Source organism: Gardnerella lacydonensis, assembly GCF_048545055.1.
GTDB classification, from domain to species: Bacteria; Actinomycetota; Actinomycetes; order Actinomycetales; family Bifidobacteriaceae; genus Bifidobacterium; species Bifidobacterium vaginale_C.
Map to the genome: position 1 here is coordinate 15690 of NZ_JBKQXT010000001.1, position 10503 is coordinate 26192.

Here is a 10503-nt window from a genome sequence, read left to right on the forward strand (position 1 = left end):
AACAAACACTTAAACACTGATACGCCAAGTGTAGCGCGTGCCGCGGTCGAAAATATTAAGCAGAAATCGCAACAGCAGATGCAGACTTCTTGTGAGCCATAAAACGCAAAACGCACTTTCTTAACTCCGAAGCAATAAGCACAACCATTGAAAGCCCAAGGCACTCCACCCACTCCATAAAGTCGAGCGGAACCGTGCCAAACGGACCATTAAGGAATGGTATATAAATTACAGCAAGCTGCAACACTACAGAAACTGCGATTGCACCCCAAAGCCAACGATTTGCAAACAAACCAACAAACACGCTTTGCAAATGCGAGCGAGAAGCCAAAGCATTAAGCATTTGCGCAAACACAAGAATAGTGAAGCCCATTGTGCGCGCGTGAGTCATTTGAGCGGCATGAGTTAAAACAGTTGTGGAGCGGTCTGTAAACAATCCGCCAGCCAAATGCATGTCCATGCCAATCAGCGTTATAGCTGCCATAATCACACCAATAAACACAATGTCTCCCCACATTGGCTTATCAATAACGCTATCCGTAAGTCTTCGCGGACGCCTATTCATAACATCATCCGTTTGCGGATCAACGCCCATTGCGAGCGCAGGAGCAGCGTCCGTAAGCAGATTAATCCACAAAAGCTGAGTTGCCAGCAAAGGCAAAGTTACGCCAACAGAATTTGGCTGCGTAATTCCCAAAGCGCCAGCAAACACTACGCCACCAAAAACGGTAAACACTTCTCCAACGTTGGAGCTAAGCAAGTATCGCAAGAATTTACGAATATTGTCGAAAATTCCGCGACCTTCGCGCACGGCTGCAACAATTGTAGAGAAGTTATCGTCAGCCAAAATCATCTTGGCAGATTCTTTAGTGACTTCCGTACCCGTAATGCCCATTGCAACACCAATATCTGCCGACTTTACAGCAGGAGCATCGTTTACGCCGTCACCAGTCATAGCAACAATATTGCCTTGCCTTTGAAGCGAGGAAACAATCGCAAGCTTGTGTTCTGGAGCAACGCGCGCGTACACGCTAGTTTTACTTATAGCTTCATCAAAAGCAATATTATCGTCGTTGCGCGAGAGCAATTCGTCAAGCTCATCGCCTGTAAGCGCATGCTCATCTTTTCCAATAATGCCAAGGTCGCGAGCGATTCGAGCAGCAGTAAGCGGGTGATCGCCAGTAATCATAACAGTTCTGATTCCAGCACGATGCGCTTGAGCAACGCTATCTCGAACTTCGATTCTAGGAGGATCAATAATCGCAACCATGCCGTTCCAAATCAAATCAGACTCCAAAACATCACTTTGTTCAGCAACATCTGCGATTTGGCCAGCAGCATTAGAAACCATGCCGTCAACTTTAGCTAAACTATCTACGCCAAGCGGCCTATACGCCATTGCAAGCGTGCGATACGCTTCTCCAGATAGCTTTTCCACGTTTGCAAGAATTTCTTCGCGATCGCCATCTGTAAGCGGACGAACAGCGCCAGACACTGCGATTCGCGTGCAATAAGAGAGCAAAACATCTGGAGCGCCTTTAGCACAAACAATAAGATTTCCAGAATCCGAGCCATCTTTAACAACAACAGACATGCGTTTGCGCTCAGAAGTAAATGGCACTTCCGCAACGCGACTAAGATGCGCGTAACGCTTGTCCGCCTTGGTTTTGCGCGCCGCAACAATAAGCGAAACCTCGGTAGGGTCGCCAACTGGCTGCCATGCGTCAGACGATTCATTATGATGCAAGTCGCCATCGTTTGCCAAATACCCAGAGCCGAGCGCACCAATCACCTCTGTAGCCAGAGCTGGAGGAACTGCCAAATCCGCATCTAAAGAATCAAGCAAAACCATTCGTCCTTCTGGCTTATATCCGCTACCTGTAAGCTGCACTTGGCCACTAGGCGTTATAACACGCTCAACAGTCATCTCGTTTCGAGTTAAAGTACCAGTTTTGTCGGAGCAAATAACAGATGCAGATCCAAGCGTTTCCACTGACGAAAGCTTTTTAACAACAGCATGATGCTTTACCATACGCTGAACGCCCAAAGCAAGAACTACTGTCAAAATCGCCGCTAAACCTTCTGGAACAGCAGCAACAGCAAGAGATACCGAAAGGAGCAAAGAATCTATAACATCTTCAATAGTGCGGAATCCTTCAAGCGCCCACATAGACGCAAGCACAACGGCTGCAATAATGCACACTGCGATTCCAAGCACCTTAGATACGCGAACCATCTCCTTCTCGAGAGGAGTAGCTTCTTCTTGCGCACTAGAAAGCATATCCGCGATTTTTCCAACCTGAGTTTTCATGCCAGTAGACGTGACAATTGCGCGACCAGTGCCCTGCGTTACGGCAGTGCCATTAAACACCATGTTTGTACGGTCTGCCAAAGATTTTGGCGAAGTTAGAGTTTCTGGACGTTTGCCGACAGCAACAGATTCGCCTGTAAGGCTTGCTTCTGCAACGCGCAAAGAAGCGGCTGCAATAAGCCTTGCATCTGCAGAAACGGCATCGCCTTCGCCAAGAACCAAAATATCTCCAGGCACAACATCCGCCGTATCTATGCGCATAACTCGCCCATCTCTGAGAACAGACGTTTGCGGAGCACTCATTTTTGCCAGAGCTTCAACCGCTTCTTGCGCACGCGACTCTTGAATATAGCCCAAAACAGCGTTTGCTATAAGAATCACGATTATAACTATTGAGTCAAACGGCAGAACTTCGCCGCCACTTTCGCCACCATGTTGAGCGCGCTCAACAAACCATGCGATTGCGGAAATAATAGTAGCCGCTATAAGCAGGTAAACAAGCGGATCTTTAAACTGTTCGAGGAACCTCTTCCACGCTGGTGTTTTAGGAGCGCTAGCTAAAACGTTTGGTCCAAATTGCGCAAGCCTTTTAGCTGCCTCATCACTACTTAAACCCGTAGAAACGTTTACATTAAGCGCATTTGCAACATTTTGCACGTCTTGCAATGACGGATCTTTGGATTGATCACTTTGATCAACCATATTTTCCCCCTTGGGAGCGCCGCGGAGTAGTCAATAATCAAGATTTTATGCAAAGTTAACTCAAAATTTTGATTATTGCGCGGTTGTGGATTATTGCAATAACAATAATTAAGTACCGTTCTATTATGCCACATAAAGCGCCAAATACTAATGCCTCGCTAATGCAGCACCAAAGCATCGTCAATGCCTCGGGGGCATGTGAAAATAGGAATATGGCTATGAAAAAAGGACCGACCAAGGGGTCGGGTGGAAAACATCGTAATGCATTGCGCGGCAAAGGACCTACTCCTAAAGCAGAAGATCGCGTGTATCATAAGGCTTATTTCGCTAAAAAAGCTGCGATTAAGCGCACGTTTGCAGATCCACGTTTGGCGGCTAGACGCAGAGTAGATAAGTTGGGCACAGATAGCGACGAGTTGGTGATTGGGCGAAATGCAGCTCTTGAAGCTTTGCGCGTAGGCGTTCCTAGCACGCAACTTTATGTGGCAAATCGTATTGAGCACGACGATCGCACGCGCGAAATCGTTAAGCTTGCTGGCATGCAAGGCTTGCGACTTTTGGAAGCGGACCGCTTGGAAATGGATCGCATTGCTCACAGCACTAATCATCAAGGCATTATATTAAAAGTGCAGCCTTATCAATACTATTCGTTGCAAGAGCTTGTTGATCGCGCAGAAAAGAAGGCTCGCGCTATGGAGGCGGCAGATTCTGCAGCCGCTCGCATTAACGCGCGCCCATTGTTTATAGCCCTAGATGGCGTTACTGATCCGCAAAATCTTGGTGCTGTTATTCGTTCCGCAGCAGCTTTTGGCGCAAATGGTGTAATCTTGCCTGAGCGCAGGAGCGCATCTGTTACGGCTGCCGCTTGGAAGGTTTCTGCAGGAGCTGCAGCACACTTGCCTGTTGCTCGCGTTGTGAATTTAAACAAGGCGATTCAAGGTTTGCGCGAACGCGGATGGTACGCGATTGGTCTTGATGGCGGCGGCGACAAGCTTGTTGGCGAAACTGGTTTTGAAACCGATCCGCTTGTTGTAGTTCTTGGAAGCGAAGGCAAGGGCATGAGTCGCCTAACGCGTGAAGCTTGCGATGCTATTGCTGGAATCCCAATCTCTAGCGCTGTTGAATCGCTTAACGCATCCGTTGCAGCTGGAATCAGCTTGTATGCTGTTGCTAACGCTCGTAGGCTTGCCGCCTTGAGTCAAAATTAGTAATTCGCATTGCGATTAAGAGTTAACAGTAATGCGAATGCGGATTTTTAAGCCACGCAATTTACAAGATTCACATAACGCGCGCACATTAGCTTTATTAGTAGCTTTTGTTTTATACATTGCGATTATTGCAATCGTAATGTGTTTCCACGAACCTTGGTTTGACGAAGCTCAAAGCTGGCTGATTGCGCGCGACTCGTCGCTTGCAGACATTATTAGCGTTAGAACGCATTACGAGGGTCACCCTCCTTTTTGGAATCTTTTACTTGCGATTGCAGCTAAAAATGGCGTTCCATACGAGTTTGGAATTAAGGGCATTCAACTGGTTTGTGCAAGCCTACTAGGTGCGTGGCTTATTTTTAAGTCGCCTTTTAAACACGCAAGCAGCCTTGCAACTTTTCTTATTCCGTTTACTTATTTTGCTTGCTTCCAATACGGAGTTACATCGCGACCGTACGCTTTGCTTTGCTTAAGCTTGCTAGTGACGGCACATTATTGGAATAGTGCGGATTCTAAGACTTCTAGCGCTTGGAAACTGGCGATTAGTCTTATGTTTATGTGCTTGCTTAGCGTATACGGAATTGCGTTTGCTGCAGGATTTACGATTGCTTGGATTTGGCGAGTTTTTAGCAAGAACATTAACGAAGCTCCTAACAAAACTCCTAATTTTAGTTCCACTTTTAATGCAATTAGAATAACAGTAGCATCAAATTTAGCACGACTTATATCTTGGGGATTAATCGCCATTTTTGGCATTGCAAACCTTGCTCTTGCATGGCCAGCAAAAAACGCATTCGCCACTCGCGCAACGATTGATGGTAATTCAACAATCGCAAAATGCTTCGCTTTTATATTTGTAATGCCTTCCGAAAGCATGTTCACAAGCTTTTATGGCGATATTTCAATGCGAAGAATGCCTTTTGACTTTTTGCCAATCACAATATGCACGATTTTTAGTCTTGCGATTTGGGCATTTGCAATTAGAATCGCCAAGCGCAGAAAACTTCTTACAGTTCTTGTAATCCCTTATCTTGTCCTTACAATCGTAGCCGTTCGCTATTTTACGCTTCACCACGCAGGTCTAATCTTTGTGTTTCTGCTAAGCATACTTTGGATTAGTCACATCAAAGAGCCGCTTAGTACAAAAGATATTCCTGCGATTTTTGTTAAAGTCGCCATTTTTACAAAATCTGCACTAGCTAAAATAAAGCCGACTAATCTTTATCAAAATAAAACAAAAATTACCGAAAACAAAGCTTTTAAAATCAACCTACTAATATCAATAATCCTTGCACCAAGCCTAATTTGGAACGCGTTTGCTTGCGTAAACGACATTCTGTTTGACTATTCGCCTTCTAGAGCTGTAGCACAATACATATCTAGTAATCACTTGCAAAATAAGCGTTTTGTAGCATCTTGGCTTCATAACGACGAGCAGGTTGACGAAAGTGGAAAAGTTATTTCTCACGAAGAAAACGACACTCACCAATATTCGTGGCTTTTAATAGGCGCAAACCCTTATTTTTCTAAAAATCTTATAGATTGCGCTTACAAAAACAAGACTTTTATAACGAATGAAAGCCCTACCGCAAGCCAGCAAGTACAAGAGTTGGCAGCGTGCGCATCAAAGGGCGAGCCAGAATTTTTTGTTAGCGAATCCAGCCAACCGTGGTACTACTTCTTGGCATTAAACTACAACATTTCGCATTACAATGCGCACGCTGTTTCCAACGTTAAAACATCTTGGAAAGCTTGGGTTTATGAAAGCACGTCTACTATTTACGAGCGCAAAGCGCATATAAAATAAGCAAAAACAATCGCTAAAGCAGCTCAATCTTTGGATGCTCTGCTCTAAACTCGTTCGTATGCGAATCGCTAGCATATCCAAGCGCAAATCCAGTTAAAAGCTCCATGTTTTCTGGAACATCAAACTCCGCATCTAACGGATCTCGCCAAGTAGCCAAAACTCCAAGCGGACAAGAGTCAACACCTAAATCTTTAGCAGCAAGAAACAGCGTTTGTAGCATAAGACCTTCATCCATTGCAGCAAATGGCATAAAATCGCGTCTAGCTAAAACAAAGCCAATAACGGGTGCTCCAAAAGCCTCGAAATTCCTGCGCGTATGGGCGTTCCTAGCTGCAAAATCGTGCCTTTCAATTCCTAAATGCGAATATAACGCTAGACCGAGTTTAGCGCTTCGCTGTTTTAAATCGTCTGGGTACGGCTTTGCAACAGGAACGTCGCCATTAGGCGCTGACTCTTGAGCAAACTGAGCGCGCTCAGATTCGCTCAAACTCTTATCTTTGGCTTTAAGCATTGCATTGCACTTATCTGAATAAGCTTTCACAATGCGATCTTTTTTGCCACCTTGCGCAATCGCAAGCGCGTAAGCTCTTGTGTTGCTCCAGCTTGGCGCAAGAGAAGCAGTATGCAATATTGACTCTAAAACGTTTTGCTCAATCGGCTTATCCAAAAAGTCGCGCGCGGAAAAACGTTCCGATGCAAGTTGGCAAAAATCTTTGTAAGTCATGCTATCAGTTTACCAGAAACCGAATGGGTCAAAAATGCCACCATCGTCGGAATCGTCGTCTCCGCCTCGAGGGAGCTGATCCAAAGAATCATCATCTCCATCTGAAGAATCGCCTCCATTGTCATTCTGGCTCTTCTTATCTGAAGAATCAGGCTTTTTACTTCCGCGCTTCCTCAAGGAGCGAGGGTCTTGACGAGTTGCGCCATTAACAGCAGCTTCTTCTTGGTTAAACTTAACCGTTAAATTAACAGTTCCATTACCACGAACAACAGTTATTGTCGCCTTATCTCCCAAAGCGGTAGCACGCACAAATCCCAAAAGCGAATAATTGCTTGTTACAGGCTTTCCATTAAACGCCACGATTGTATCTCCAGCACGCATTCCGCCTTTTGCTGCAGGAGCACCAGGAGTTACAGACGCCACTTGAGCGCCGCCACGCGTAATGTTATTTTGCGTTACGTTCACGCTTTTAACCATAATTCCAAGAGCAACGTGTTTTACAGAACCATTCTTAATAATCTCGTTTACTACGCGCTTAACAAGATTAGACGGAATAGCAAATCCAATTCCAATAGACCCTGCTGTGCCACCTCTAGCAGAAGTCGCGGCAATAGAAGAATTAATACCGATTACTTTTCCAGCAGCGTCAAAAGTTGGTCCACCAGAATTACCAGGATTGATTGCAGCGTCAATTTGCACAGCATTTGTTACGATCTCCGAACGACTCTGATCATCCATAACGGAAACTGGGCGATTAAGCGCGGAAACAATGCCTGTTGTAGCAGTATCGTCGTATCCAAGAGGATTTCCAATTGCCATCACAGGTTCTCCAACAGCAAGCGCATCAGAATCAGCAAACTCAACTGGCTTTACATTACTTGGCAAACCGTCTACTTTAAGCACAGCCAAATCGGTAGTTTTATCGGTTCCAACAAGCTTTGCCTTGTAAATCTGACCATTAGAAAGCGTTACTTGCAACTGTTGCATTCCAGCAATAACGTGATTATTTGTAACAACATGACCTTGCTTGTCGATTATTGCCCCAGAGCCTTTGCTCATATTCTTGTCATTGCGCGCTTGAATAGACACAACGCCGCCAGAAACGTTTTTAGCAACCGAACGCCAATCTGGAGATTGACCACCTTTTACTACTGCCGTGCCTTTTGAAGATGATTGCGCGCCTACATCTGCAAGCGTTCCCGAACCTGGAATAGAAATTAGTCCTTGAGTAATAGCGAATGACATTACAACAACACATACCACTGCAGAAATAATTGACGACACAATCGCCACTGTTATATTTGAGTTTTCTCTGGACTCTTTTCTAGCGCCACGCTTTTTGTACACTACATGTGGACCTTGATTTGGATTCTGATTTGGATTCTGATTTGAACCCTGATTTACGACCTGTACTTCGCCATGAACTGCATCACCCTGATTATCGCCAGCATCTCCATCAGCAGCATCATCGCCAACAGCATCATCACTCAAATCATAAGGATTCCCAAACCTAGAATTTTTAATATTGCTGCTATAAGGATCAGCATAAGGCAAGAACGGATTATCCAAATTGTCATCCGAACGCGCATAATCTCCGTTAACTGTGTTTCTTGACGATTCTTCACCATCATTAGCAGAAGAGTCGCCAGCAACCGAAGAGTTTGCAGAATTATTTTCATCGCTTCCGTCACCAGTATCAACAGGACCATATGCACCATATTCTGGAGCAGGACGATAAATCTGAGGCTCATCCTGACCAGTCTGCTTAGCATTCTCCGTCTGCGACTGTCCTTGTGAAGACTGCTCAGATTGCACATCACTAGAATCATAGGCCTTAGAATCATAAATATCGTCAGCCATTAATCCTCCTTAAATCTTTTAACACAACATACTCTAATCTGACTACACGCATTCATACAAGTTAATATGCGATTTTTACGCGATTTAATCTCTCTACACTCAAATAAAGCGTAAGTTAAAATCTAAGATTTAATTTTCTTACAATACGAGTTAACCGTTTTGCTCTTAAAATTACCTGAATATTTAGCCATATAATACCGTATAAATACCATATAGTTACCGTATGAATACCGTAAAATTAGCTAGCGGTTTTTATAGAAAATACATAAACACGTAGAATTTAGCGAACGGTTGCTGGCGACTTTTCCGCGCACAATGCCGCAACTTATGAGCATATCGTCATACCTTCTAATAGAGTAAAAGGTATGACTAATCTTATTGAACACCCACGCGGAGCAGAGCCTGGTAAACCAGGAGATCGCAGAGAATTCTCGTTTGTAACGAAAACGCGTTTAGAAAATACGGCGGACGGCAAGGGGCGTGACGGCGCAAGATACGGACGTACAGGCGTGATTCACACGCCTCATGGAGATATTCATACGCCTGCTTTTGTGCCTGTTGCAACTCAAGCCGCAATGAAGGCCGTGCTGCCAGAGTCAATAAAAGACTTGGGCGGCCAATGCATGCTTTCTAACGCATTCCACTTATATGAGCGTCCTGGCGAAGACATTCTAGACGAAGCTGGCGGGCTTGCAAAGTTTATGAACTGGAATGGTCCAACTTTTACGGATTCTGGCGGCTTCCAAGTGCTTTCGCTTGGAGCGGGATTTAAAAAAACTCTTGCAATGGACGTTACTGGAATGAAATCCGACGACGTTATTGCAGAAGGCAAAGAGCGTATGGCCTTCGTTGACGAAGATGGCGTTACTTTTAAGTCGCCGCTCAACGGCTCAACTCACCGATTCAGTGCTGAAATCTCAATGGGTATTCAGCATAAGCTTGGCGCTGATATTATGTTTGCTTTCGATGAGCTTACAACTCTTATGAACACTCGCCGTTATCAAGAGGAGTCTGTTGAGCGCACTTTCCGCTGGGCTAAGCGTTGTGTTGCTGAACACAAGCGATTAACCGAGGCGCGATTGGGAAAGCCATATCAAGCGTTGTATGGAGTAGTTCAAGGTGCTAATTACGAAGATTTGCGTAGACATGCTGCAGAGCAGATTGCTTCACTTGACTTTGACGGAGTCGGTATTGGCGGAGCGATTGAAAAGCGCATTATTGGGGATACTTGCGCTTGGATTTGCGACGCTATGCCAGAAAATCGCCCTCGCCATGTGCTTGGAATTGCTGCTGTAGACGACATTTTTGCTTGCGTAGAAAACGGCGGCGATACTTTTGATTGTGTGGCTCCTGCACGATGCGGACGAAACGGCGCGATTTTTACTCGCCACGGACGATACAACGTGAAGCGCGCAGAATTTAAGCACGATCAGGGTCCGCTTGAAGCTGGATGCGATTGCTACACTTGCACGCATTATTCGCGCATGTATGTAAATCATTTGCTACGCGCTAAAGAGATGAACGGATACACGCTTGCCACTATTCACAACGAGCGATTCTTTATTAAACTTCTAGACGATATTCGTGCATCGATTGACGGCGGATATTTTGAAAACTTCCGCGATGAATCGCTTGCACACTACTACGAAAATGGCTCGCGCGGATAATTTATCTGGTGTTGCGCGCTCCTTGCTTGGTATTGCGCGAGGTTTGAGTATTTCTCTCCTCGCAAGTGACGCGCTCCTTTACGGGGGTCTTATGAACGTTAATATTCCAAGGCCTCAGTATGGCGCTATTTATTGCTCGTAGAGAAATACATCAAACCTTCTGGATATCTAGAACTTTTGCGTGTTTTTCATCACCGAGATTCTCGATTTTTCTTGCTCTCTCG

Annotated in this window: 6 protein-coding genes; 3 read left to right on the forward strand and 3 right to left on the reverse strand. The window is 45.2% G+C overall.

Annotated features, from left to right (window positions below; genetic code table 11):
- Positions 1-55: 55 nt before the first annotated feature.
- The gene (locus ACJV45_RS00085; RefSeq protein ID WP_419397361.1) at positions 56-3013 is read right to left on the reverse strand and encodes a cation-translocating P-type ATPase; all 2958 of its coding nucleotides are present in this window, start codon (positions 3011-3013) and stop codon (positions 56-58) included.
- 212 nt (positions 3014-3225) lie between these two features.
- On the opposite strand from ACJV45_RS00085, the gene rlmB reads away from it, so the two are divergent.
- Both rlmB and ACJV45_RS00095 read left to right on the forward strand, forming a co-directional pair.
- Positions 3226-4221 (forward strand): 23S rRNA (guanosine(2251)-2'-O)-methyltransferase RlmB, encoded by a 996-nt coding sequence (gene rlmB, locus ACJV45_RS00090; protein ID WP_032812547.1) that lies wholly within the window; start codon positions 3226-3228, stop codon positions 4219-4221.
- Positions 4222-4258: 37 nt separating this feature from the next.
- Positions 4259-6028, forward strand: coding sequence for an ABC transporter ATP-binding protein (locus ACJV45_RS00095; protein ID WP_419397362.1), 1770 nt, complete (start codon positions 4259-4261; stop codon positions 6026-6028).
- A gap of 13 nt (positions 6029-6041) precedes the next feature.
- Here ACJV45_RS00095 and ACJV45_RS00100 read toward each other — a convergent pair whose 3' ends face one another.
- Positions 6042-6752, reverse strand: a complete 711-nt coding sequence (locus tag ACJV45_RS00100; protein ID WP_419397363.1) for a nitroreductase family protein — start codon at positions 6750-6752, stop codon at positions 6042-6044.
- 9 nt (positions 6753-6761) lie between these two features.
- Positions 6762-8612: a S1C family serine protease gene (locus tag ACJV45_RS00105; RefSeq protein ID WP_419397364.1), complete on the reverse strand. Its 1851-nt coding sequence runs from the start codon at positions 8610-8612 to the stop codon at positions 6762-6764.
- Between the two features lie 365 nt (positions 8613-8977).
- Between ACJV45_RS00105 and tgt the strand changes: the two genes are divergently transcribed.
- Positions 8978-10279, forward strand: coding sequence for a tRNA guanosine(34) transglycosylase Tgt (gene tgt, locus ACJV45_RS00110; RefSeq protein ID WP_004120099.1), 1302 nt, complete (start codon positions 8978-8980; stop codon positions 10277-10279).
- Positions 10280-10503 lie beyond the last annotated feature (224 nt).

What these genes read in the sequence shown, in the direction of transcription:
- ACJV45_RS00085 (WP_419397361.1), bottom strand. Translation starts at nt 3,013, where the DNA reads ATGGTTGATCAAAGTGATCAATCCAAAGATCCGTCATTGCAAGACGTG.
- rlmB (WP_032812547.1), top strand. Translation starts at nt 3,226, where the DNA reads ATGGCTATGAAAAAAGGACCGACCAAGGGGTCGGGTGGAAAACATCGT.
- ACJV45_RS00095 (WP_419397362.1), top strand. Translation starts at nt 4,259, where the DNA reads ATGCGGATTTTTAAGCCACGCAATTTACAAGATTCACATAACGCGCGC.
- ACJV45_RS00100 (WP_419397363.1), bottom strand. Translation starts at nt 6,752, where the DNA reads ATGACTTACAAAGATTTTTGCCAACTTGCATCGGAACGTTTTTCCGCG.
- ACJV45_RS00105 (WP_419397364.1), bottom strand. Translation starts at nt 8,612, where the DNA reads ATGGCTGACGATATTTATGATTCTAAGGCCTATGATTCTAGTGATGTG.
- tgt (WP_004120099.1), top strand. Translation starts at nt 8,978, where the DNA reads ATGACTAATCTTATTGAACACCCACGCGGAGCAGAGCCTGGTAAACCA.